The sequence below is a fragment of the Colwellia sp. MB3u-41 genome, assembly GCF_014076845.1.
Lineage (GTDB): Bacteria > Pseudomonadota > Gammaproteobacteria > Enterobacterales > Alteromonadaceae > Colwellia_A.
The window spans coordinates 35,239-60,054 of sequence record NZ_JACGUT010000084.1 but is presented as its reverse complement, the minus strand read 5'-3'; the positions used below and the strand labels follow the sequence as shown (position 1 = coordinate 60,054).

Here is a 24,816-nt window from a genome sequence, read left to right as displayed (position 1 = left end):
TCTTCGCCTTTTATCTATTTACTTTGCAACACCTGCTTTAGTTGCAATCACGCCTGGGTCTTTAGCATCAACATTATGTCGTTTGTGGTATTTTCCAACTGGCATACTATTGACTATGCGTTGATTAACGACATGGGCAATTGGCACATAATCAACTAGAGCAGTAGTGAGTGCTGTAGCAATCATATCTGCAATTATATTACCCGAGTTTCCTGAAGTATTATGAACAACAACATCATCATATTGCCATAATTTTTCACTTGAACTTGTTGATTTCAATTCAAATTTAGCACCAACAGTGACATTACCACCGGTGACATAATAATTAGTGTCCCAACTATTTAAAGTAACAAATAAAACGGCATCTGCATCGAACATTTCTTTGAATTTGATCAAAGGTATCCGACTAACTTGTTCACCGTCTGTAATACCCTCTCGATGTAAAAACTGCTCTATAAATGGAATAGAAAAAACATAATAGCCTGATTCAGCAAGAGGCATTGCAATTGTTGTAGAGTACAGGGCTGCGGCATCAGCAGCCGTTGTTAGATTAATAGCAGGTACTACAAGTATTGAAGCTGGTTTTTCACCATACATCTTAGGAAAAGCTTCACCTTTGGTAACTTGAACAGTTTGACAACCCGACAACACAAGTAAAAACAATATTGCAGCAATATTTTTATACATTAGTTAACCTCCATTTCTTTTAATGCTAAAGCAACATACTTTTCCGACTCTGGAAATAGTAACTTTTCTTGGTTAAAGTATTTGGATGCTCCATCATTATCACCTTCTTTAACAAGTAACATAGCAAGTTCAAAGTTAATGCCAGGGGGGATCATTTTCTTTTTACTTTTAGCTAGGTTGATAATACTGATCAATTCAGCTTTATGTTCTAATTTTGACTCATTAGTTGGCTCTTTTGTATAGGAATACAAGGTATCTGAATAATCACCCCAATGGTAAATCGTTGTGTTAGCACAACCCGTGATAAAAAGAATTAAAACGCTTATCAATAGATGTTTACTATTCATGGAACGACTACCTCAAAGGTATTGGAATTTGATACATAAATAACACGATTAACAATTACAGTACCTGCACGACTGATTGTTATAGTATGTTTACCTGTTGATATAGGAAAACGAGTAACTTCCTTTCCATTTAATGTGAATGTTTCAATTGATATTTTGGAAATATCAATTGGAGTCCCTTTATCTAGTATTAATTGAGTATTTAAGAAATTCCCTTCAAGTTGAAGAAATGCTGAATCATTCACTTGATTCGTTGACTCAAAATGACTGCTACAACCTACAATTAACATTGAAAAAACAAATGTAAATATTATTTTTGACACGACGATATCCTTATAATTCTCTAATCACATAGTCTGTAAGCTTACTCTCATCAATACTTCCAGAAACTATCTCTGTAATACTAAGTGAATTAAGACCTTTACCAATGAAATTTAATACTTTAATTTTCGCCACTTTTTTACCTGGAAGCTCAATGAAGTGTCCCGTTTGAGGGTTCTTTACCTTTTTACCTTTTTGTAAAACCTGAAACATATCACTAAGCTTTATTCCTTGTTCTTCACCGCCAGACATAAATAATTGATTATCCACATTACTAAGGAAATATGCCTGCCAAGGTGAGTCTAATAAATTTTCCATTACATTAGATACTAACTTAGATATAGCCGCCGAAAGTGCTTTATCATCTAGAGAAGTATTGTATCCAGCGCGTTCTCCTACGCCTAAGACATGGTTTGCTTCAGACAAAGCTTCACCCGTAGCCTCTTCAGAATAAAGAACTTGGGAAGTTTTTGTATTCACTAATCGAATATTGACTGTGACATTAGCTTTTTGAATTTTATTTCGAGAAAAGACACCAACTTCACTGGTAGTTGAACGTCCGTATTCAGATACTGAACCGATGATCATATAATCTGCGGCGACAGTATTTGATTCATCACCATTGAGATTATTCTCATTATCTAAGGCAGCTAAATCAGAGCGTTCAAGCATTAAAAACTTGCCACTTTCAGTTAAACGAGCGGATAGAATATCCGATGCTTGTTTTCCTATTCTATTGTTATTTTTATCAACAAAAAAACTATTTCCACGTTTTGTTTCATCACTAAAACGACTTATTGCAACAACTCGTTTAAGCGACTTTTCAGGAGCTTGAGCAATGACTTTACTTATTTGTGAAGGTGGATTTAGAGGTTTATTTATTGTACTTCTCGTTGAAGAGGTACATGCAGATATTGCAACACAAGAAAATGCTAAAATTATATTTCTATAATTCAATGGTATAGTCCTTTATATGAATTTAATTTTAGTAATAATGCCCTGAAATCATTAGAAATTCAATATATAAATATTAGTTTACATTATTATTGTTAACACAAAAAAAATCACTAATTTACAAAGTGCCACTTTACTTTACAAATAAGTAACAATTGACAGAATTGCTTATTTATCCCTAATACACTATCTATAGTATCGTTTCAAAGGTCTTAAACACTTAGCCATAAAAAACCATCAAGAAGATGAACTTACCTTTTTATCTATGGTCTATTTAGCTGAGTCACAAGTCGTCAACTTGAATGTTTAATAATAAGTTTTTTATTAAAATCAATACCGTAAACATATATATAATAAGGGTATTTACAAGGAGTTTTACAATACAAGGTTATAAATTTGCCATTTTTCTCTCTATTATTTTCCATATCCTTGTTGTTTTACTGTTAAGTCATACGAAAGACAAACCGATCGATAATTTTACCAAAATACCAAAAAAAGTACCTATTAATAGTTTTATCTATTATAAACCGATTGAAAATAAGCAAGAAAAAGTAATTCCCGTTGATAGTGAACAGAAAAAATTAGCACAAAAAAAGACAGAAATTAAACCATCAAGTCCTTTAAAAAAAGCGATAACTGCTCCGCTAAAAAAACAACAGCCTGATGAGGTAAAACACCGCACAACTTCCCAAAACTTATCTCGCCTTAAAGATAAAATTAATCAGCAAATCATCGACCAAGCCATGCAAAACTTCGTTAAATCTAATACAGGCACGTTAATGCATGGTACACCGAGTTATGTTCCGCACTCTTTTGTGGAGGATACACAAAAGAAGATAATTGGCTCAACAGCTAGTCAGGTAGGGAATGGCTTTAGTATCACAAAAGATGATAAGGGTACCTGTACGTTAACTGAAGATTTATCGGTTATCGGCCTTCAAGGTAAAACAACATCGCGGTTTAACTGTGGTTTATCAAAAGATGAGAAGAATTTTAAAAGTCATATGAAAAATGTCCTTAAAAAGTTAGGCCATTAATAACAGATTAACCAACCGTAGCAGCTAAAAAACATCGATAAATGACCATGCCCAATCTATGCTCAGGCTATAATATGAGCAATTATGAGTATATCGTAAAGTAAACCTTTCGACTAAAGGGTGAAATTCACCTCACTTTTACAATATTATCAACACACAATAATACCAACATAACCACTACAACTAGACTTTCCATTAGTTATCACTGTGGTGAATAATACTTATTTAATCAAATGATTCGTAGTAGCTCAAAAATCAGGTAAACTATAAGCAAAATTTTTACTTGCTAATGATGACAATGTTATTAGCACATTAGAACTAGAGAGAGTTTTAAATGAGTCTATATTTAGCGTACATTAAAGAAATTGAAAATCGTAAGAATGAGCTAGGATTAGCGCCTCTACCCATTGATTCTGCCGATCTATTATCAGAAATCATTGCTCAAATTAAAGATTCTGGAAGTGAGCATCGCGAAGATTCCCTTAACTTTTTCATTTATAACACTTTACCGGGCACAACGAGTGCTGCAGGTGTAAAAGCTGTATTTTTAAAAGAAATTATTCTAGCTCAGTCAGTTGTCGCAGAAATCACCCCGACGTTTGCTTTTGAATTGTTATCTCATATGAAAGGGGGCCCTTCAATTGAGGTACTTCTTGATTTAGCATTATCTGATGACGCAGCAGTAGCAAAACCAGCGGCAGAAGTTTTAAAAACTCAAGTGTTTTTATATGACGCGGATACAGTCCGTCTTGAAGCTGCATTTAAAGCAGGCAACGCACTTGCGAAAGATATTTTAGAAAGCTACGCCCAAGCTGAATTCTTCACTAAGTTACCTGAAGTTGAAGCAAAAGTTGAAGTAGTCACTTATATTGCTGGTGAAGGTGATATCTCAACTGATTTATTATCTCCGGGTCATCAAGCTCATTCTCGTGCTGACCGTGAATTACATGGCCAATGCATGAGCACACCAGAAGCTCAAGCAGAAATACTCGCATTACAAGTTAAGCATCCTAATGCGAAAGTGATGTTAATTGCTGAAAAAGGCACTATGGGTGTTGGTTCATCTCGTATGTCGGGTGTTAACAACGTTGCACTGTTGGCAGGCAAAAAAGCAAGCCCATACGTACCGTTTATTAACATTGCACCGGTAGTTGCGGGTACTAATGGTATTTCTCCAATCTTTTTAACAACCGTTGATGTAACTGGCGGTATTGGCCTTGACCTTAAAAACTGGGTGAAGAAAGTAGATGCAAGTGGCAAAGCCGTTGTTGATGCAAATGGTGATACAGTTTTAGAGGAAGCTTATTCTGTAGCGACGGGTACCGTATTAACTATTGATACCAAAGCGAAGAAATTATATAACGGTGATAAAGAACTTGCGGATATATCTTCCGCCTTTACACCACAGAAAGTAGAGTTCATGAAAGCAGGCGGTTCTTACGCGGTAACATTTGGTAAGAAATTACAAACGTTCGCTGCACAAGCACTTGGCATAGCAACCCCCCCTGTATATGCAACTTCAAAAGAAATTTCACATGAAGGTCAAGGTTTAACAGCTGTTGAAAAAATCTTTAATAACAATGCTGTTGGTGTAACATCGAACACACCATTACATGCAGGCTCAGATGTTCGCGTTAAAGTGAACATTGTTGGCTCTCAAGACACGACAGGTCCTATGACATGTCAAGAACTTGAAGCCATGGCAGCATCGACTATTTCTCCACTAGTAGACGGTGCATACCAATCAGGTTGTCACACAGCGTCCGTTTGGGATAGCAAAGCTAAAGCTAACATTCCTAAGCTCATGGCATTCATGAACAAGTTTGGTCTTATTACTGCACGTGATCCGAAAGGCGTTTACCATGCAATGACTGATGTTATTCATAAAGTACTAAACGATATCACAGTAGACGATCGCGCCATCATCATTGGTGGTGACTCACATACTCGTATGTCTAAAGGTGTCGCCTTTGGAGCTGACTCGGGTACAGTAGCAATCGCACTAGCCACCGGTGAATCGGCTATGCCGATCCCTGAGTCTGTAAAAGTTACTTTTAAAGGTAACATGCAAGGCCACATGGATTTCCGTGATGTAGTTCATGCGACTCAAGCCCAAATGCTTAAGCAATTTGGTGGGGAAAATGTCTTCCAAGGTCGTATCATTGAAGTACATATTGGTACTTTACTCGCTGACCAAGCATTTACCTTTACTGATTGGTCTGCAGAAATGAAGGCAAAAGCCTCAATTTGTATTTCTGAAGATGAAACGTTAATTAAATCACTTGAGCTTGCCAAGAGCCGTATCCAAATAATGATCAACAAGGGTATGGAAAACGAAGCGAAAACACTTAACGGTTTACTCGCATTAGCTGACAAACGCATCGAAGGCATTAAATCAGGTGAAACTCCTGCATTAGCACCAGATGATAACGCTACTTACTACGCAGAAGTGGTGATTGATTTAGATATTATCGACCAGCCAATGATTGCTGATCCAGATGTAAACAACGACGATGCTTCTAAACGTTACACCCATGATGTTATTCGCCCTGTTTCATACTACGCTGATAAATCAGTCGATTTAGGTTTTGTTGGTTCTTGTATGGTTCACAAAGGTGATATGCAAATCATCGCTCAAATGTTCCGTAATATGGAAGCGCAAGGTAACAAGATAGAATTTAAAGCACCATTAGTTGTTGCACCACCAACATACAACATTGTTGATGAACTTAAAGCTGAAGGTGACTGGGATATTTTACAAAAATATTCTGGTTTCGAATTTGACGATGCTGTACCTAAAAATGCTGCACGTACTAAGTACGAAAACATCATGTACCTTGAGCGCCCAGGCTGTAACTTATGTATGGGTAACCAAGAAAAAGCTGAACCCGGTGATACGGTTATTGCTACGTCAACGCGTTTGTTCCAAGGTCGCGTCGTAGCAGATACTGCAGAGAAGAAAGGTGAATCACTTCTTGGCTCTACACCGTTAGTTGTTCTTTCAACGATGCTTGGTCGTTTCCCTTCAATCGAAGAGTACAAGTCAGCAGTAGAGGGTATCGATTTAACTCGATTCGCTCCTCCTACGCATGAGATGACGACTAAGTACACTGCACCAGCAGTACCGATTACAGTAATGTAATTACTTATATAGAGTCCTTAATGAGGGACTCTATTTTAAATAGACTTAGAAGTATCAGGGTTATTTATTTTGGTTGAGTGAGGTAAACTTACTACCAACTAAAATAAGTAATCCTTTTTTATTTTAATCTTCTCATTATTAAAAATAGCCTAGCAATGCAAGGATTATACTCACTTAACTGGGTCGTAATTAAAGGAGTATTTGGGAGGAGTTTACATTGACCAAAATGCCTCTACTGACTAGCGCATTCAATATTAGCGGATAACGAAGGCATAATTAAATTTGGAAACGATTTTCTGTCGTCAAACTTTTCAATACCTTTTAACACTTCAATAGTAAAACCATAAGTACCGCAAATCTCATAAGATTGTCTTATCATAAAGGTAGCAAGTTTATCAAAATGGGTGTCCGACTTTGGGTTAACCTCTAAGTGATATTTATTTTCAGCCAGTTTTGTTTGCTTAAACTGAATATTGTGATCAAAATCCCATTGTGAAGCACCATTCTTAGTGGCTATATTGCTACAAGCAGATAGAGTAAAACAGGTAATAGCTAAAGTAAATAAACGCATAATAAGTCCTTTTCAAATAATAATTTATATTATAAAAACCAGCATAAATATTAGTTCAACGTTTAATAATTAAAGAATAATGACATATATACTATATCTGATAAATTATCCGATGTTGTGATTTTTAATATTAATTCCCTAACATAACCCACTTTCTACATATTACATTATTGATTTTAATGAAAATAAACAGCAATTATTTTAAATTATTGTTAAGTGGTGAATTAATTATTTCATTTTTTATAAATCAATATATTACTGGCTTAATACTATTTTCATAATGTCACCTTGTGGTATGGGACTAGTGGTAAACAACGCTTTCATGCCATCCGTATTAAAATCTGTTATACGAGACCAATTAGGCAAGGTCATTAATAAGGTACTTCCACTATTTTTAGTGTTACCTATCTCATTATTAGTTAGAGGGTATTTATGTATTTTCCTAATGGGACCATCGCTTTGTGCTGTCATAATAGACTGCTTAACAACTTTGAGTTGACCGGGTTTTAAGTTGATTAAGTTTTCTATTGAATTATTAAACGGTGTTATTTCTTTAGTAATTAAATTCAATTTAATTACGCCACCAAATTCGTAATCAACTAATGTTAATGATTCACTATCCAAACTTTGTTGGGCAAAAAGCCCCGCTTTTTTTTGTATTAATTTTGGTTGTAACGTTTCTCGATCATATTCGTAAATATTTACTTGCCCTTTATGTTCACTAATGTACAAGCTTTCATCATTTTTGCTCCAAGCTAAAGGATATTTCATACTCGGAATGCTGGTTTTGCTGATTATCTCACCACTGGTGACAGAGATTATCGCCAATGTTAATTCCTCTTTTTGATAGATTACTGCCAAATAATCCTCCGCTTGCGACAAAATAGGCCTATGGATAAATGAGGCTTCGATTTTACTGACTTGTTTAGCGTGTTCCTTATTTACATCATATGCCCAAAGCTCATGGTAACCCGTACGATTAGAAACAAAATATATAGTGCTATTGTCTTTTGAAAAAATACTGAAGTATTCATTAGCATTGCTATTGAGTTTTGATAACTGATCAATTGTTTGTGTGTTGATATTGGCTATTTTTTGATTTAAAGGTGCAGAATAAGTGGCGTAATATATCTGATCATCTTTCATAAGTGCTCGGACAATATTTTGCCCTCCGGTACTTGGTAATATACTGGTAATTGAGCCATCATTTAAGTCTACACGCCAAATCCCTTTTGTAGTATATAGCTCACCTGAGATCAGTAAATATTTGTCTTCAATTAGTGACATGTGGGCAACTGATGTAAATCTTTTAGTGATAGTTTTATAACGATTCTTCTTTAAGTTCAACGCAACTATTTGTGTTACTTTATCACTATAATCAAAAAAGTAGATCGTTTTACCGTCTAAAGCATATAGTGGATTGTCAATTTCCGTGGGTAAATTTAGCTGAGAATCATGCAGATAGGTTACCTTACCATTAATCAGATTTAGTGACTTTAGTTCATTTAATCTATTATGCCGGTAATGATCATTTTCAAGAAAAGTCAGCTCATTTGGTGTAACTGAATTCATTGCTATACTATCGATATAGTATGTTGACTCATAAATAATTTCAGATTTCTGTTGTAATTTATGACGAATTATTTGATATTTTTCTGCTTTTTTACGTATATATATAAGCGTGTTTTCATCTAACCATAACGGTGAGTATTCTACCCAATGATCATTAGTGAATTGCTTCAATTGATTTGTTTTTAATGTTTTTAAGTAGAGGTCGACACGTTCTTCGGTAGAATGAACATATACCATTTTGTTGTGATCTTTGTAGAAAGAAAAGTCGCCTTCGACACCGGTATTGTGTGTTATTGGTAAAATACTTTCAATAATGAGCTTTTGTTGATTATTTTTTAATAATACATACTCAGTAAACCAAGTGATTGTCAGTGCCACAATTCCCAGCAAGCAACTGGCAAGTAACCACTTTTTATTTAAATTAAGTACATTATTTTTTTGAGAGTTTGGTGTTATTACTTCGGGTACAAGACTAGCGTTTTTTTTGGCTTCAATAATTTTCACTTCAGCGATAAATCTATAGCCTTTTTTAGGAATAGTTTCAATATATTGAGGATTTTTAGCATCGTCACCTAATGCATTACGTAATGAATAAATAAGTTGTGAGATACCTTCCTCACCAACTACTACGTTCGGCCAAATGGCTGTAAATATTTGTTTTCTGGTTACTACCTCCTCCTTACTACTTGTTAACAAAACTAACAAAGACATTACTTTTGCTTCTATACGTTTTTCTCTACCATTTTTTATCAATAAATTGGCTTGTGGATTAACAACATAATTTGAGAATGTAAATCCTTTATGCTCAAAACTAATTAACAAAGCCTTATCCTTTTGTTTTTAATGTAAATAATAAAATAATTATTTCTTTATAATTTTTATATTCCACTATTTCGTAATTTATCACAATATTCGAACGTTTTAAATCTAGTTCCAATTTATTCTATTTTTAAAATAAAACCATAATAAAAATCGTTGTTAAATAATTGATAATAAGGGAAAAGAAATGAGAAAATTGAGCTTTTGGGTTACTTTAATTACTGTATTAAGCCTTTCTGCATGTGGAGGGGATACTGGAGCAGACGGAGCGACTGGACAAGCAGGGGCAACAGGAGAAATAGGACAAAGAGGAGAAACTGGACAAGCAGGTGCAACGGGTGCTGCTGGAACAACAGCATGTGACAATGTTGGCTGTGAATTTGTTAATAAACTTATTGTAAAACAAATTTATAATGATGTTATCAATGGTAATAATATAGGATCAGTGGACTTTATATTCCATGAAGTGGTTCGTCAGGAGAGTATCGATTTTTATTCTACATTAATAACATCTAATCCTGAACACGTTGCTACTGTTAAGCATATCGTCGCTGATGGCGATTACGTAGCTGTGCATTGGCACTATTCCAATATGCCCGAAGACGAATTTACTGGAAATGCTAAAATTGACTTATATAAGTTAACAGAAGGTCAAATCACTGAGCATAAGGATTTCTCCATGACATATACAGCAAATACTAAAAGTGGAAATTCAGTGTTTAGTGATTTATATGACTATGAAACAACGTTCTCAAATAATGATACCGCCATTGAAGAAGCAAACAAGACTATGGTTGCTGATTTTTATGTCAATGCTTTTAATACTCAAAATGTAACGTTAATCGATGAGCTGGTTGATGAGAATTACTTACAACACAATCCATTTGTTCCTGATGGTCGTAGTGGATTGAGAGGTTATGTATCTAGTGGTTCAGCACCATCAAATATAGCCATTTTTGTTACCCTAGCTGAAGATGATTTGGTCTGGACATTTAGATCTGACGCACAAGTAGTTGATTTATGGAGAGTTGACAACAACATTAATAAAATTGTTGAGCACTGGGATGTATTTTAATAGCTAGCTTCCTATATGATGTATAAGTAACAGAATTTACAAACGATATCTATCTGTAAAGTATATCAAACAAGTATCAATTTTAGATATTAATGCACACTGTTACTATTCGTTCTGTGAGTTCAATAACTAAGCTGTATTACTGAGTTATTAAAGGTATATATCCAGTAACTCAGTACTTTAACATTCACACCTGGGATCTTTGGCAGATGAAAGGGCTTAAGAAATAATCTTCAAGCCCTTTGTTTATAACCATAACTGAGAGTTATCGAACTGCCTAAATTTATCGTTTCTAATGCATGTGTTTTCTTTAATATTGATGATTTTTTCGTGTTTTATCCTGAGATGCTAACAATAGTGTAAATATGATGATTAACTTTTTTAGCAATCACTATTGTCGCTAGACTTTTTGCTGCAATGCTACTTCATCTTTTATAATCAATCACGCTGGCGGACTAGAAGTAACATATAAACATGATGGTTTTAATTACTTAATTTAAGTATCTATTTTTCCTGAGTAAAAAAACCCCGTTAAAGCATATTTATACCCATTAATTGATATATATTTTCTGAGCAAAAAAAACCAGCAATCGTGTGCTGGCTTTGAATATTTACTATTTCATCAAAAAAGCGACTTGAGTTTTTAAATTACTTCTTTTTCTTTACTGCTTTTGCATTAGGCAAATCAGTAATTGAACCTTCAAAAATCTCAGCCGCTAAACCAATGGATTCGTTCAAGGTTGGGTGAGCATGAATCGTTAAACCAATATCTTCAGCATCTGCGCCCATTTCAACGGCTAAACAAATTTCACCCAGCATTTCGCCAGCATTGATACCAACAATAGCACCACCAAGAATACGACCGGTTTCTTTTTCAAAGATTAACTTAGTTTTACCTTCAGTACGGCCAGAGGCGATAGCACGACCAGAGGCCGCCCAAGGGAAGTTAGCCACTTCAATGTTTAAACCTTGCTCTTTAGCTTCAGTCTCTGTTACGCCAGTCCAAGCCATTTCAGGATCAGTGTAAGCAACAGAAGGGATACAACGTGGTTCAAAGGTATGTTTCTTACCTGAGATAACTTCTGCTGCACAATGCGCTTCATGAACCGCTTTATGTGCAAGCATAGGTTGACCAACAACATCACCAATCGCAAAAATATGTGGAACGTTAGTACGTAGTTCATTCGTTACATTGATAAAACCACGTTCATCAACGTTAACACCTGCTTTGTCAGCAGCAACTAAATGACCATTTGGCTTACGGCCAACAGCCACTAAAATTTTGTCGTAACGTACAGGTTCTGCTGGTGCTTTTTTACCTTCAAAAGTCACATACAAACCGTCAACTTTAGCTTCAACTGCAACCACTTTAGTAGATAACATAATGTTGAAGTTTTTCTTGTTGAAATTAGTATAAATTTTAACAATGTCTTTATCTGCAGCTGGTACTAATTGATCAGCAAATTCAACCACTGAAACATTAGCGCCTAAAGCTCTGTATACCGTACCCATTTCTAGACCGATGATACCACCACCCAATACTAACATTTCATCAGGAATATCATGAAGTTCTAAGGCGCCTGTTGAATCAATAACGCGTGGATCATCATTTGGAATAAAAGGTAAATCGATAACAGAAGAACCTGCAGCGATAATAGCATTATCAAAAGTAACCGTCGTTTTCTCGCCGTCATTGCCTTCAACTTCAATCGTTTTATCTGAAGTAAACTTGCCGTAACCATAAACTGTAGTCACTTTACGCGCTTTAGACATTCCACCTAAGCCGCCAGTAAGTTGAGAAACTACACTATCTTTCCAGTCACGAATTTTATCTAAATTAATTTCTGGCTTACCAAAGGTAACTCCGTGAGAAGCCATAGCAGCTGCATCATCAATAACTTTAGCAACATGAAGTAATGCTTTTGATGGTATACAACCGACGTTCAAACAAACGCCACCTAATGTTTTGCGGCTTTCAACTAATACTACGTCTAAACCTAAATCTGCTGCACGAAATGCTGCAGAATAACCACCGGGGCCTGAACCTAGTACTACTACTTGAGTTTTAATATCGTTACTCATGTTTACCTCAATTAACTTGTTGTTTTGTCATTTATCGCTTTGCCAATATGGAAAGCCACAAATATAATATTATTTATACTTTACTGGGCGGAATTTTACTTAAACTCCTACCAAAGTACCATCTTTAATCGCGCCTTCTTTGACCAAAGTAGTTAAAATGAGGTGCTTTAGGGCATCCTCATTTTTTACATCATGGTCAATTACCCTATAAATTATAAGATCAATTGGCGAATGTCAGACATTACACTTGCTAAGTGTACCGTAAAGCGCGCTGCTAATGCACCGTCGATAACACGATGGTCGTAAGACATTGACAATGGCAACATAAGTTTAGGCTCAAAGTCTTTACCATTCCACTTAGGTTTCATTTCAGATTTAGAAACACCTAAAATAGCGACCTCTGGTGCATTAACAATTGGTGTAAATGCTGTACCACCAATACCACCAAGGCTAGAAATCGTAAAACAACCACCTTGCATATCAGTTGCTTTCAACTTTCCATCACGTGCTTTCATGCTAATTTCTAAAAGCTCACGAGATAACTGGTGAATCCCTTTTTGATCAACATCACGCACAACGGGAACAACCAAACCGTTTGGCGTATCAACAGCAACACCAATGTGAATATATTTTTTCAAAATCAAGCTTTCACCGTCTTCACTCAAGCTTGAGTTAAACGTTGGGAATTCACGTAAAGCATCTGCCGCCGCTTTTAAAATAAAAACTAAAGGTGTAATTTTAAAACCAAGCTTTTTCTTTTCACAAATTACGTTTTGTTCTTTACGGAACGCTTCAACATTAGTGATATCAGCTTCATCAAATTGAGTAACATGTGGAATAGTGACCCAGTTGCGATGTAAAAAGGGACCTGATATTTTCTGAATACGGGTAAGTGCTTTTGTTTCAATTTCACCAAACTTAGAGAAATCGATTGCCTTAGCACTAACAACTTGTAAACCACCTTCGCCAGCAGCAACTGAGCTACCCGCATTAGCTTTTGGACGAGAAAGTTCATATTTCACGTAAGACTGTACGTCTTCTTTTAAAATACGGCCTTTCCTGCCCATTCCTTTAACTGACGTTAAATCAACACCAAATTCACGCGCAATACGACGAATTGATGGCGAAGTATAAATACTTCCCGAAGAAACCATTTTACCCGCTTGCGGGTGATGTGGCACTGGTGCAGCTTTTACTGCCGCTACCGCTGGCGCAGGTTTAGCTTTTGGCGCTTCAACCTCTTTTTCAGGTGCTGGCGCTGGTGCTTCAATAGGCGATCCGCTTGATGTTTCAAGCTTAATGACAATAGAGCCCTGCTTTACTTTTCCGCCCACACTCACAAATACTTCTTTAACCGTACCCGCATGTGATGATGGAACATCCATAGTCGCTTTATCTGTCTCTAAGGTGATCAAGCCATCTTCAATTTCAATCACATCACCGACATTAACTAAGACGTCAATCACTTCTACTTCACCGTCTTCACCGATATCTGGCACAGTAATTTCAATGATTTCGCTTTCTGTAGAAACAGAGTCAACAGGCGGTTCAGTCGCTTTTCCTGGTGCTGGAGTTTCTTTCGCTTCTTCGGCAACTGGAGTTGCTTCTTGAGCTTCTTCCACAACTGGCGCTTCTTCAGAAGTTGCTGATGATGATGTCATTTCAGCAATAACGTCACCTTCTTTGATTTTGTCACCAACGTTGACCAATAATGCCGATAACTTACCTGAAAATGGTGCAGGAATGTCCATTGAGGCTTTATCGGTTTCAACGGTAATAATCCCTTCATCTGCTTCTACGTCGTCACCAACAGCAAAACAAATTTCAATAATTTCAACTTCATCGCCACCAACATCAGGGACTAGAATTTTTTGACTATCTGACATAATAACTCTCCGTTCCTGTTTATGCGTAAAGTGGGTTAAGTTTTTCAGTGTCGATATCAAAACGTTTAATCGCTTCGCTAACCACTGAACGTTCAACATCACCACGATTAGCTAATTCAAATAACGCCGCAACAACGACATAAGCTGCATTTACTTCAAAGTGCGTACGTAAATTTGCACGACTATCACTACGACCAAAGCCATCAGTACCTAAACAACGGTATTCGGTGTCTATGTAGGCACGTACTTGTTCTGAGTAGTTTTTAATATAGTCAGTTGCGGCAACAGCCGGACCATTTTCTTTAGTAATAACGTTAGAAATGTACGCTTGTTTTTGTTTACTCTCTGGGTGAAGCATATTCCAACGCGCGACATCTTGTCCGTCTCGGGCTAATTCATTGAATGAAGTTACCGAGTAAACATCACTTGAAACGCCGTAGTCAGCACTTAAGATTTGCGCCGCTTCACGTACTTTTTCCAAAATTGTGCCTGAGCCCATCAACTGAACATTCACTTTAGCTTTTTTCGCCACTTTCTTTGCAGGAACAGTTTCAAGCTTGTAAATACCTTTAATAATTTGCTCTTCTACATCTTTACTGTCAGGCATTGCCGGATGTTTGTAGTTTTCATTCATTAACGTCATGTAAAAGAAAATATTTTCATTTTCTTCGTACATGCGACGTAAACCTTCACGCACAATAACCGATATTTCATAACCGTATGTTGGATCGTAAGTAACACAGTTCGGAATTAAACCCGCTTGCACATGTGAATGGCCATCTTGATGTTGTAAACCTTCTCCGTTCAAGGTTGTACGACCGGCAGTAGCACCTAATAAGAACCCTTTAGCTTGGCTATCGCCAGCAGCCCAAGCTAAATCGCCTACGCGCTGGAAACCGAACATTGAATAGTAAATGTAAAATGGGATAGTCGTCGCATTACAAGTTGAGTAAGACGTACCTGCAGCTACCCAAGACGCCATAGCACCTAATTCATTAATACCTTCTTGTAGAACCTGACCTTTTTTATCTTCGCGATAATAAGCAACTTGGTCAGCATCTTGTGGAACGTATTTTTGTCCTTCATTAGCATAAATGCCAACTTGGCGGAATAAACCTTCCATACCAAAAGTACGTGCTTCATCAGGGATAATAGGCACAATACGTTTCCCTATTTTTTTATCTTTTAATAACGCATTTAATACACGAACAAAAGTCATTGTTGAAGAGACTTCGCGATCACCTGAGCCTTTCAATATTGCGTCAAAGACTTTAAGAGGTGGAATTTCTAACGTTTCATCTGCTTGCACACGACGAGCAGGTAAAGACCCACCTAACGCTTCACGACGCGCTTTCATGTACTTAAACTCTTCGCTTTCTTCAGGGAATCGATAGAAAGGTAAATCAGCAATTTCATCATCACTAATGGGCATATTGAAACGATCACGGTAAAGCTTAATAGATTCAACATCCATTTTCTTCACGTTATGAGCAACATTTAATGCTTCGCCTGAAGCACCTAAACCAAAACCTTTCACTGTTTTCGCTAGAATGACGGTTGGACGACCTTTAGTTTCTATCGCTTTTTTATAAGCCGCATAAACTTTAACCGGGTCGTGCCCACCTCGGTTTAAACGATAAATATCTTCATCAGACATATTGGCAACCAATGCCGCTGTTTCAGGGTACTTATTGAAGAAGTTTTCCCGCGTATATTTACCCCCCTTGGCTTTACAGTTTTGGTATTCACCATCAACGGTTTCTTCCATAAGTTGTAAAAGTTTACCTGAAGTATCACGAGCAATAAGGGCATCCCAGTATGAACCCCAAATAACTTTAACAACTTCCCAGCCAGCGCCACGAAAGGTCCCTTCAAGTTCTTGAATAATTTTGCCATTACCACGAACTGGGCCATCTAAGCGTTGCAAGTTACAGTTAACAACAAAGGTTAAGTTATCTAAATCTTCACGCGAAGCTAAACCAATAGCCCCTAATGATTCAGGCTCATCTGTTTCACCATCGCCTAAGTAACAATAGACACGTTGTCCTGAACAGTCTTTAATACCACGATCGGTTAAATATTTAAGGAAACGTGCAGTATAAATGGCTTGTAATGGACCTAAGCCCATTGAAACAGTAGGAAATTGCCAAAAGTCTTTCATCAAATGAGGATGAGGATAAGAAGATAACCCTTTACCATCACATTCTTGACGGAAGTTATTCATTTGAGATTCAGTTAAACGACCTTCCATAAACGCACGGGCATAAATACCTGGAGAGATATGTCCTTGTGCGAAAATAAAATCGCCACCATCTTTTTCAGAAGCAGCTCTGAAGAAGTGATTAAAACCCACATCATAAAGCATCGCAGAAGAGGCGAAACTGCCAATGTGTCCGCCAAGATCTAAATCTTTTCTAGATGCACGTAAAACTAATACTAAAGCGTTCCAACGGATAGCAGCACGAATACGCGCTTCAATGGTTTGATCGCCGGGCATATTTGGCTCTTGTCCCGGAGGAATAGTGTTTACATAAGCCGTTTTTGCTTCGAAAGGTAAATGTGTACCACTGCGACGAGCGCGGTCAATAAGTTTTTCTAAAATGAAATGTGCGCGATCCGGACCTTCATTTTCCAGAATAGAATCCATAGATTCCAACCACTCTTGGGTTTCCAATGAATCTAAATCAATCTTCGGGAGCTCAGACATAATTACTTAGTCTCCAATAGTTAGTGTAAAGTTAAATTTCTGTGTTTAAAGATAGTCAACTTTTGCATATTTACATGCTTTGATTACCGTTAAACGATTATTGTCTAAATTTTATTTTGCAACATGATTTCAACGTAATAGCCGTTAATATTCACTACGTTGCATTCTGCGCATTGATCTTTCCATGCGGCTATTCTCTTGTGACATTTTTAGCAGTACCTCTTCTATAAAAGCGAGGTGACGATGACTTGCCCCCCAAGCTTTTTGTGGTTGCCCGCTAATAATGGCGTCTAACAAACGTTTTCTAAATTCAGCCATTTGCGCAAATATATCAGGGCGCTTGGCTAAAACTGTTAAATTTTGTTCTATGTTGTCAATCAACAAACTCGACATACTGCGTGCTAAATGCAACGTTACTGCATTGTGTGACGCTGCACAGATAGCGAGATAAAAATCAAAAACCGCTTCCGCTTCTAAACGTACATCGTTTTCTAGTTGAGCATTTCCAATACCATCATGTTTTTTTTGTATCGCTGCAAAATCACTCTCAGTACCACGCATCGCTGCATAATATGAAGACATACCCTCAATACCATGACGAAACTCTAATAGATCAAATTGTGACTCTTTACTTTGCGACATAAGTTCAAATAACGGATCAGATAATCCTGACAAAATCTGGTCGCTGACAAATGTTCCACCACCTTGGCGACGATTCACTAAACCTTTCGCTTCTAGCTTTTGAATCGCTTCACGCAATGACGGTCGAGAAACATCAAATTGCTTCGCTAATTCTCGCTCAGGTGGTAATTTTTCACCTGCTTGCAAACTACCTTCAAGGATCAAAGCCTCTAATTGTCGTAATATTACATCTGACAACTTTGCTTGTTTAACTGGTTTTTGAATACCTGACAATGTCATAACTAGCAGCTCAGCCTATAGTTTTATTGGCTCAAAGAAGGTTAATTTAAAAAAAGTACGTAAACTCATTCTAAAAATCATTCAAAAACCAATAGGTAAATTGGTCTTACCAATCATAAAATTGATGTAAAAATAGCAAAAAAAACAGATTTTGTAAAGAGAAGATAGTTCAGCTGAGCCGAGATTCCAAGTACTATTTTAGAGCTCAAGCTTCAAACATTCGTTTGAATTAAGAGTAATATAGTTTATCAATCATTGAAATTGGCATCTTGTTTACAATGAGAATATTATTGATGTCCATCTTTGATGGGGAGTTATCTTGTACCACCAAACTGCTGATAGTTATGCTGTAAGGGTTTATTTTCAACGGCTTTGACCTTTAAACGCGGCTCAACACAGTCAATATTATTTTATTGAATATTAAATGTATACTGATATTTTACTTCGACTTCAAAGAATGAGCAGAGAATAATAGAGAATGAATAGATAAAAACATACTATATATCAATAACCTAATACACATTACAATCCGTAACCTTAGTTAAATAGCAACTAATAGTTACTCACTAGCACGCCTAACTCTGGCCACCAACGTTGTTGCTCAATGGCGTGCTCACGAAGTAGATTAAGTGCATCTTGTATTAACCAGTGACCATTTTTCATTATGGCATCTGGATTTTTAAGAATACTAAGGTCTTTTGTCGGCTCGTTCTTTGTTAGGATCAAATTTGCCTTAAAACCAACTATAAGATAATTTGACCGCTTTAATAAGAGAATAACAGTAAGTTTTTTCTTGCACTCGTCAATATCCACTTTTAATCACTATGAAATAATGATAACTATCAACTATACTCAAAGGCAGCATCCGAAAACCTTATATGATGGAGCTAACTAATATTATTCTGCTTTTTGACAAAAAAAATCAAAGTACCTCTACTGCAAAAGCTAAAGTATTTAACTATGCGTTAGCTTCTTGTTTGAGTGCTATCAAAAGTATCGCTTTACTCCTTATCTTGCTGATTTATTGCAGCATTAACTCTATTGCACAAGCTAAAGTAAAAGCACAAGACGAAAAGTTAGTTGTTAGTTATTACGCTAATGGTCAAGAATTTTCCATTTTTGGTAAAAAAACATCGCAAGGCTATCGCTTTAATGGGCACGCTAAAAAAATCATTCATTTAGCGACTTTAAATTGGCCTCCTTACATTGGTGAGACACTTTGTAATAAGGGTTGGGTATTTCAATTTACTGTCGCACTACTCGCCAGTAAAGGCTACCAGGTCAATATTAATTTTTATCCATGGGCAAGAGCAGTAAAACTAGTAGAGCAAGGAAGAATTGATGTACTTTTTCCTGAATACTTTATTGAAGAAACCGCGCCTTCTGATCATTACCCCCAAAAAACTCGCCGAGAATTACTCAGCTTATCTAATAAATTTCCCGGTGGCGGTTTAGCGTTATTACAGCGTAAAGGCAGTGATTTTAATTTAGATAAAGGCTTGTCGGTACTTAAAGGTAGAATAATCGGTGTTGTGCGTGGCTATCAAAATACCCCTGAGTTTGATGGTATGATGGATGCCAAAGTATTTTCGGTGGTTGAAGCTGTTGATGAATGGCAACTTATTGAGTTATTAACCTCAAAGCGTGTCGAGTTTATTGTTGGCGATCCTAAAGTGTTTACCTTTACGATTAATAATTCTCCATTAACGCCAAAGCAGAAGCAGCGATTACTCAACAAAATTGAATCAGTGAAACCCAGCCTAGATTATAAGCCTTTATATTTTGCTGTGAGTAAAAAGTCACCACAAGCAAAGCAGGTAATGAAAGATATTAATATTGCTATTGCACAGTTTAAAAAAAGTGGGGAAACAGAACGGTTAATCCAGCTTGACGGGCAATGCCCTGATGTCACGCTCCCCCTTTCTCTTTAATAATACTCTCCCGGCTCTTTAGCCATTTAATAAAAAGAGATAAGCTACTGATTAAATAGCTTTATAGAAAGCCACCAAAGCATAAACTAACCATTAATGGTTAAAATATTGTTGAACCATCTTCAGATTACGGTCGTTTACGTAAATAAAATTACTCATATCGCAAACTCGATGAGGGTTTCACACTGGCGGTTCTTAATGCTATCGCAGCCACAGTAAACCAAGTAACTAGACCTACAACTATCGCTGCTGCAATGTAAATAATAAAACTCTGATTTATCCGCTCATTAAAATTATTCAACCAGTTATTTATAAAGTAATAAGACACTGGAAAAGCAATCAATAAACTCAAACCAATCAGCACAATAGATTCTCCGGTTAATAATGTCATTAAAGAAAGTCTCGATGCTCCTAAGACTTTACGAATAGCAATTTCTTGACCGCGCTGTTGGGCACTAAATGATGCTAAACCAAACATACCAACACAGGTTAGAAACACAGCCAAGGCAGAAAATATTGCCACCATATCGACCAACTGATTATCAGTTTGATAAAGCTGTTGATAATTATGCTCCACTAACTCAATTTCTACCGCATTTAACTTTAAACGTTGCTCAACGAGATTAATAATATCTTTTTGAATTTTATACGAATGCTGGTCGTTCACTTCAATAACGACTGAACCGGTGCTCGGGATAGTTAAACCACAAACAAATAATACCGGATAAGCGATATTTCGAGCTGAGCCAATCTTGACATCTTTGACAACACCCACGATTTTTCCTTGAAGATTTTGATGTCCACCTGCACCAAAGTGCCAGATTTGACCAATAGCTTGTTCAGCAGTTTTATACCCTGCCGCCATTAACACTGATTCTGGAATAATAATGGCAACGGTTTTTTGTTGTTCATTAAACCAGTCTGATTGATATTGAGCTGAGAAGTCACGACCCGCAATCAGTTGTAGACCTAAAGCCTGTACGACATTAAAACCCACTCCACCCAAGCCCATACCTTGGCTAAAGTCATTTACACCTGGTATTGATGATACAAATGCACCGGCATTGGTCGACTTTGTTAAATCAAAATCAATAGGTGTCGAAGAAATAACACCGTCAATAGTAGATAACGCTTGATAAAATGACTGATTTTTTTTTGGAAAAAGCAAATCAGCAGGCACATCAAGAACTCGAAGACGTTGGTTTTTCTCATAATTCACTTCTAGATTTTGTAAGTGATGTAATTGAAAATATAGACTAGCCGCGGCAATGATCAAACTCACCGATAACGCAGCTTGTAAAATCATTAATGACTTTCTCACTAATATAGCGGTTTTTCCTCGTCCAAAATCACCACTGAGCACTCGATGAAGACTAAAAGAAGAAATAAATACCGCGGGATATAAGCCTGAAGCGATCCCAATAGCCACCGTAGTAACAATAATTTCAAACAGATATTGTGACCAATTTCCAATCACAAGTTCGCGGCCGACCAACTGGTTGAAAGCGGGCAATAACAATTCAACTAGCCCACAAGCGAATAAAGCTGAAATAAGTGCAATAGCAACAGACTCAGTTAAAAACTGCACAATAAGTTGCAACTTACTGGCGCCAAGGACTTTACGAACCCCGACTTCTTTTGCCCTAACACCAGCCTGAGCAATACTCATGTTAATATAGTTAAAGCTTGAGATCAGTAATAATAAAAGGCTCAACGCGATACTGATCAACACCGTTTTTTCTGACCCCCCTATTTTCATATCAACCGTAAAGTTAGGAGCAAGATGAATATCTAGCAGCGGTTGTAAATCAAAGCGAAGTTCATTACTTTCATCTTGCCAAATGCGATTGAATATTTCAGTGGTCTGCGTGGCTATATTGTCAACATCAGCATCCGGTGACAACTTCAAGTATGTGTATGATATTTTACCTCTAATATGCATAAAGGCTTTTGCTGAAACAATTGAACTCATTGCATAATGACTATTATCATTAAAATCTGCAAATACCGCGCTCACTTCCATAGTCTGGTTGTTTTCAAGCAACAAAAATGTTTTACCGACGGCATTTTCACTACCAAATAAACGCAGCGCTTCAGAAGACGATAAGGCAATCTTATTGGGCTGACTTAAAACCGTTGCCAAATCGCCTTGCAATACATCGATAGCAATGAAATCTGTTAAGTTTTCCGGGGCAGCAATAATTTTTTCTAACTTGAAATTGTCAGCACCTATGCTCACTTTTCCTGTCCATAAAAATTTACCGTTAATCAAGTTTAAAACGTCTTCAACACCAGACACTTTGGTTAAAAATTGATAGCCATGAGGTGATGTCATCGGATATTCATTGCCACTGAGTTTTTGATGCATAACCACACGATAAGTCCGACTAGCGTCAGGTTGAAAATTGTCGTAAGAATTTTCATTTAGGGTAAAAAGCGTGATCATCAATGCCGCAGCTAAGCCAATAGATAAACCAATAACCGTTAAAACAAGGTTCATCTTATGACGTACTAACGATCGAAAGGCACTAACAATATAATTGCTAAAAAGAGAACTACTGAATAAATGTTTAAGCATATTGGACCTCACGCGCGGTATCACTGGCTTGATCAACGATAATTTGACCATCAAAAAGGCGGATTACTCGACTGGCATATTTAGCATCATGCTCAGAGTGAGTAACCATAATAACGGTAGTGCCATCAGCGTTTAACTCTCTCAGCATCGCCATAACTTCCTCGCCATTTTTTGAGTCAAGATTACCGGTCGGTTCATCGGCTAGAATTATTTTTGGCTTGATAACTAAGGCTCTAGCAACCGCAACTCTTTGCTGTTGTCCGCCAGAGAGCTGTTGGGGCAAATGATCTGCACGATGTTCAATAGCCACTTTTTTCAAAATGTCGCTGACACGTTTTTTACGCTCAGCTTTAGATATTTTCAAATATTGCAAGGGTAATTCGACGTTTTCAAAAACGGTTAAACTGTCAATTAAATTAAAACTTTGGAAAACAAAACCAATTGATGAACTTCTTAACTTAGAGAGTTTACGTTCACCATATTTAGCAATATTTTGCTCAGCAAAGTAATAATCACCACTGTTTGGCGAGTCCAACATACCTAACATTGAGAGCAAAGTTGATTTCCCACAACCAGAAGGACCCATAATAGCTAAAAAGTCCCCTTGTTCTACGGTTAAATTAATTTTATTAAGAGCTGTTGTTTCAATGTCTTGTGTACGAAAAACTTGTGATGCGTTAATCAATTTTATCATGATTTCTGTCCTGTAATTTTAATAGTATCGGCTTGATTAAAAGCGTTATAATTTGACGTGATCACTCTTTCACCAGCAACTAACCCTTCAAGAATTTGAAAATAATGTAGATTTTTTTTACCTAATTTAATTAAACGCCGCTGTGCTGTGCTGCCATCGTCACTTAGCACAAAGGCCCAGTTGCCACCGGTACTGTTAACAAAAGCACCACGTTTAACTAATAAAGAGTTTTTTATGTCCTTGCTCAGCATTAGATCAAGCTCAAGGCCTTGGCCGCGCTTAATATGCTCGATATTAGCGGGTAAGTTAAACTCAATTCTAAATTGTGCTTGTTTCACACGGCTATCTATTTTTGTCACTTTTATATTATGGCTTTCACCATTTATGAATAACTGCGCATTCATCGCTAAGGTAATTTGGTTCAAGTAATATTCATCAACATTTACCCTCAGTTTAAATTGCTTTGGAATATCAATTTGTCCCAATCGAGCCCCTCGGCTTTTAGACTCGCCCAACTCAACATTCAATTCACTTAAATATCCTGACACCGGAGCTTTTATCAGTAAGTTATCTAAGTTTCTACGAGCAAAGATCAGATTTTTTTGAAGCATTTTTGCACTTTCTTCAAGCTGTTCAACTTGCACTTGACGTATTTCTTCTTCTTGTTGCTGTCGTTGACTCGTTAACCTTTGGCGTTGTTGGTAGTAAAGTAAATCTAACTCAAGACTTTCAAGTTTATCTTTAGCCAAAACGCCCTGCTCGACCAAGGGTTCGAACTGTTTAATTTTACGGTTAAGATGTGATATTTTCAGCTCAATTTCAAGTAAGTCTCGACGTAAATTAAGTCGATTAGTTGTCATGGCCATTTGGGTATTACGTAAAAAATTTAACTGCTCGGTAACTTGTGCTTCTCGGCTCATTACATCTAACTGCAGTGAAACATTCGACAAACGCACTAAGGCCTGGCCTTTAACAACATACTGTCCTTGCTCAACCAATTTTTCTTCAATGCGGCCACCCGCTATAGCATCAAGGTAAATGGTTGATTGGGGACTAATACTGCCTCTTAACCTGAGTTTGTCGGCGAAATCACCCGAAAAGACTTTTGCTGAAGTTAGTGTATTTACCGAGACATGCTGAACCTTACCATCGACACTTTTTGCGTTTATTATCCAAGTGAAAACTACAAGTATCGAAGCAATAAGCAACATCACGCTAATTTTGGCAAACTTGTTATATTTGAGCTGTTGAATCTGTTGGTCCATGTTGCCATCCTATTATCATAAATATTTCACGGTGAATGTTTATACCTAAACTATTTGAAGATGCTGGTTTGGGTATATATCATTCACGAAAGTAACACTATGACTACAAGTCTCGTGCCACAATTAATAAATATAAATATCAACTACTTACTAAATAAATCATATAAGATCGTTAATAAGCGTCCACGAGTAGAACAACTAGCTGTCCATTTATGGACAGTTTTACT

General features: G+C 36.8%; 18 protein-coding genes. 4 read left to right on the top strand and 14 right to left on the bottom strand.

What is annotated here, in order from left to right:
* Window positions 1–18: 18 nt before the first annotated feature.
* The 4 genes from H4J73_RS16950 to H4J73_RS16935 are packed head-to-tail and all read right to left on the bottom strand — an operon-like array spanning window position 19 to window position 2,312.
* The gene (locus tag H4J73_RS16950; RefSeq protein WP_182179556.1) at window positions 19–687 is read right to left on the bottom strand and encodes a GNA1162 family protein; all 669 of its coding nucleotides are present in this window, start codon (window positions 685–687) and stop codon (window positions 19–21) included.
* Window positions 687–1,034, bottom strand: coding sequence for a DUF4810 domain-containing protein (locus H4J73_RS16945; RefSeq protein WP_259366710.1), 348 nt, complete (start codon window positions 1,032–1,034; stop codon window positions 687–689). Before H4J73_RS16945 ends, H4J73_RS16950 begins: the two co-directional genes overlap by 1 nt.
* Window positions 1,031–1,357 (bottom strand): hypothetical protein, encoded by a 327-nt coding sequence (locus H4J73_RS16940; RefSeq protein WP_182179554.1) that lies wholly within the window; start codon window positions 1,355–1,357, stop codon window positions 1,031–1,033. Before H4J73_RS16940 ends, H4J73_RS16945 begins: the two co-directional genes overlap by 4 nt.
* 10 nt (window positions 1,358–1,367) lie before the next feature.
* On the bottom strand, window positions 1,368–2,312 hold the full coding sequence (locus tag H4J73_RS16935; RefSeq protein WP_182179552.1) for a CsgG/HfaB family protein: 945 nt from the start codon (window positions 2,310–2,312) through the stop codon (window positions 1,368–1,370).
* 299 nt (window positions 2,313–2,611) lie between these two features.
* Here H4J73_RS16935 and H4J73_RS16930 point away from each other — a divergent pair, with 299 nt between their 5' ends.
* Both H4J73_RS16930 and H4J73_RS16925 read left to right on the top strand, forming a co-directional pair.
* Window positions 2,612–3,346: a cell envelope integrity protein TolA gene (locus H4J73_RS16930; protein ID WP_182179550.1), complete on the top strand. Its 735-nt coding sequence runs from the start codon at window positions 2,612–2,614 to the stop codon at window positions 3,344–3,346.
* Between the two features lie 334 nt (window positions 3,347–3,680).
* On the top strand, window positions 3,681–6,488 hold the full coding sequence (locus H4J73_RS16925) for a bifunctional aconitate hydratase 2/2-methylisocitrate dehydratase (RefSeq protein WP_182223295.1): 2,808 nt from the start codon (window positions 3,681–3,683) through the stop codon (window positions 6,486–6,488).
* A 232-nt stretch (window positions 6,489–6,720) separates the two neighbouring features.
* On the opposite strand, the gene H4J73_RS16920 is transcribed toward H4J73_RS16925, so the two are convergent.
* Both H4J73_RS16920 and H4J73_RS16915 read right to left on the bottom strand, forming a co-directional pair.
* Complete coding sequence (locus H4J73_RS16920; protein ID WP_182179546.1) at window positions 6,721–7,059, bottom strand: hypothetical protein; 339 nt, start codon at window positions 7,057–7,059, stop codon at window positions 6,721–6,723.
* A gap of 255 nt (window positions 7,060–7,314) precedes the next feature.
* Entirely contained in the window at window positions 7,315–9,453 is a 2,139-nt protein-coding gene (locus tag H4J73_RS16915) for a winged helix-turn-helix domain-containing protein (protein WP_182179544.1), read from the bottom strand.
* Between the two features lie 184 nt (window positions 9,454–9,637).
* Here H4J73_RS16915 and H4J73_RS16910 point away from each other — a divergent pair, with 184 nt between their 5' ends.
* Window positions 9,638–10,525, top strand: coding sequence for a nuclear transport factor 2 family protein (locus H4J73_RS16910; RefSeq protein ID WP_182179542.1), 888 nt, complete (start codon window positions 9,638–9,640; stop codon window positions 10,523–10,525).
* Window positions 10,526–11,173: 648 nt separating this feature from the next.
* On the opposite strand, the gene lpdA is transcribed toward H4J73_RS16910, so the two are convergent.
* The 5 genes from lpdA to H4J73_RS16885 all read right to left on the bottom strand — a co-directional run bounded on the left by lpdA (window position 11,174) and on the right by H4J73_RS16885 (window position 18,847).
* Window positions 11,174–12,607, bottom strand: coding sequence for a dihydrolipoyl dehydrogenase (gene lpdA / locus H4J73_RS16905; RefSeq protein WP_182179540.1), 1,434 nt, complete (start codon window positions 12,605–12,607; stop codon window positions 11,174–11,176).
* A 212-nt stretch (window positions 12,608–12,819) separates the two neighbouring features.
* Window positions 12,820–14,493: a dihydrolipoyllysine-residue acetyltransferase gene (aceF, locus tag H4J73_RS16900; protein ID WP_182223294.1), complete on the bottom strand. Its 1,674-nt coding sequence runs from the start codon at window positions 14,491–14,493 to the stop codon at window positions 12,820–12,822.
* A 19-nt stretch (window positions 14,494–14,512) separates the two neighbouring features.
* Window positions 14,513–17,200, bottom strand: coding sequence for a pyruvate dehydrogenase (acetyl-transferring), homodimeric type (aceE, locus tag H4J73_RS16895; protein WP_182223293.1), 2,688 nt, complete (start codon window positions 17,198–17,200; stop codon window positions 14,513–14,515).
* Between the two features lie 144 nt (window positions 17,201–17,344).
* Window positions 17,345–18,106 carry a pyruvate dehydrogenase complex transcriptional repressor PdhR gene (gene pdhR, locus H4J73_RS16890; protein WP_182179587.1) on the bottom strand — a complete coding sequence of 254 codons (762 nt, stop codon included), beginning with the start codon at window positions 18,104–18,106 and terminating at the stop codon, window positions 17,345–17,347.
* Window positions 18,107–18,673: 567 nt separating this feature from the next.
* Window positions 18,674–18,847: a hypothetical protein gene (locus tag H4J73_RS16885; protein ID WP_182179534.1), complete on the bottom strand. Its 174-nt coding sequence runs from the start codon at window positions 18,845–18,847 to the stop codon at window positions 18,674–18,676.
* A gap of 152 nt (window positions 18,848–18,999) precedes the next feature.
* Between H4J73_RS16885 and H4J73_RS16880 the strand changes: the two genes are divergently transcribed.
* Window positions 19,000–20,052 carry an ABC transporter substrate-binding protein gene (locus tag H4J73_RS16880; RefSeq protein ID WP_259366711.1) on the top strand — a complete coding sequence of 351 codons (1,053 nt, stop codon included), beginning with the start codon at window positions 19,000–19,002 and terminating at the stop codon, window positions 20,050–20,052.
* A gap of 151 nt (window positions 20,053–20,203) precedes the next feature.
* Here the strand turns inward: H4J73_RS16880 and H4J73_RS16875 are convergent, their stop codons facing one another.
* Genes H4J73_RS16875 through H4J73_RS16865 form a run of 3 tightly spaced genes read right to left on the bottom strand, consistent with a single transcriptional unit; the run spans window position 20,204 to window position 24,589 of the window.
* Complete coding sequence (locus tag H4J73_RS16875; protein ID WP_182179277.1) at window positions 20,204–22,630, bottom strand: ABC transporter permease; 2,427 nt, start codon at window positions 22,628–22,630, stop codon at window positions 20,204–20,206.
* Window positions 22,623–23,324 (bottom strand): ABC transporter ATP-binding protein, encoded by a 702-nt coding sequence (locus H4J73_RS16870; protein ID WP_182179275.1) that lies wholly within the window; start codon window positions 23,322–23,324, stop codon window positions 22,623–22,625. The genes H4J73_RS16875 and H4J73_RS16870 overlap by 8 nt, the downstream gene beginning before the upstream one ends.
* Complete coding sequence (locus tag H4J73_RS16865) at window positions 23,321–24,589, bottom strand: efflux RND transporter periplasmic adaptor subunit (RefSeq protein WP_182179273.1); 1,269 nt, start codon at window positions 24,587–24,589, stop codon at window positions 23,321–23,323. Before H4J73_RS16865 ends, H4J73_RS16870 begins: the two co-directional genes overlap by 4 nt.
* Window positions 24,590–24,816 lie beyond the last annotated feature (227 nt).

What these genes read in the sequence shown, in the direction of transcription:
- H4J73_RS16950 (WP_182179556.1), bottom strand. Translation starts at nt 687, where the DNA reads ATGTATAAAAATATTGCTGCAATATTGTTTTTACTTGTGTTGTCGGGT.
- H4J73_RS16945 (WP_259366710.1), bottom strand. Translation starts at nt 1,034, where the DNA reads ATGAATAGTAAACATCTATTGATAAGCGTTTTAATTCTTTTTATCACG.
- H4J73_RS16930 (WP_182179550.1), top strand. Translation starts at nt 2,612, where the DNA reads ATGTTTAATAATAAGTTTTTTATTAAAATCAATACCGTAAACATATAT.
- H4J73_RS16925 (WP_182223295.1), top strand. Translation starts at nt 3,681, where the DNA reads ATGAGTCTATATTTAGCGTACATTAAAGAAATTGAAAATCGTAAGAAT.
- H4J73_RS16920 (WP_182179546.1), bottom strand. Translation starts at nt 7,059, where the DNA reads ATGCGTTTATTTACTTTAGCTATTACCTGTTTTACTCTATCTGCTTGT.
- H4J73_RS16910 (WP_182179542.1), top strand. Translation starts at nt 9,638, where the DNA reads ATGAGAAAATTGAGCTTTTGGGTTACTTTAATTACTGTATTAAGCCTT.
- lpdA (WP_182179540.1), bottom strand. Translation starts at nt 12,607, where the DNA reads ATGAGTAACGATATTAAAACTCAAGTAGTAGTACTAGGTTCAGGCCCC.
- aceF (WP_182223294.1), bottom strand. Translation starts at nt 14,493, where the DNA reads ATGTCAGATAGTCAAAAAATTCTAGTCCCTGATGTTGGTGGCGATGAA.
- aceE (WP_182223293.1), bottom strand. Translation starts at nt 17,200, where the DNA reads ATGTCTGAGCTCCCGAAGATTGATTTAGATTCATTGGAAACCCAAGAG.
- H4J73_RS16880 (WP_259366711.1), top strand. Translation starts at nt 19,000, where the DNA reads ATGATGGAGCTAACTAATATTATTCTGCTTTTTGACAAAAAAAATCAA.
- H4J73_RS16875 (WP_182179277.1), bottom strand. Translation starts at nt 22,630, where the DNA reads ATGCTTAAACATTTATTCAGTAGTTCTCTTTTTAGCAATTATATTGTT.
- H4J73_RS16870 (WP_182179275.1), bottom strand. Translation starts at nt 23,324, where the DNA reads ATGATAAAATTGATTAACGCATCACAAGTTTTTCGTACACAAGACATT.
- H4J73_RS16865 (WP_182179273.1), bottom strand. Translation starts at nt 24,589, where the DNA reads ATGGACCAACAGATTCAACAGCTCAAATATAACAAGTTTGCCAAAATT.